The organism is Salinimicrobium oceani, from assembly GCF_012037645.1.
Genome location: NZ_JAAVJR010001466.1, coordinates 1 through 305 on the forward strand (window position 1 = coordinate 1; position 305 = coordinate 305).

Annotated in this window: 1 protein-coding gene; it reads left to right on the forward strand. The window is 29.2% G+C overall.

Annotated elements, in window-relative coordinates:
• Window positions 1-194, forward strand: a 194-nt coding sequence (locus HC175_RS22655; protein WP_168140048.1) for a putative porin, incomplete at its 5' end; no start/stop codon positions are given.
• Window positions 195-305: the final 111 nt, after the last annotated feature.

Consider the following 305-nt stretch of genomic DNA (forward strand, 5'->3'; position numbering starts at 1 on the left):
AAAATGAAACAGAATTTGATGGTTTCCCTACTGTAGATCTCTTTTTCAACGGGAAAATAAGGCAGGCACGCATTTTCTTTAAATTAGAAAATCTGAATTTTTTGCTCGAAGAAAATAATAATTTTTCTGCTCCCTTTTATCCCTATGGAGATTTTGCAGTCCGTTTTGGACTTGTATGGAATTTCTTCATGTAATTCCATGAAAATAGTATCCTTAAAGATTAGAGGGTATAGTTTTTGTTCTACTTTAAACCTTCTAAAACAGTATATTATGAAAAAAATATTTTTTTTATTCTTTGGAGTTTT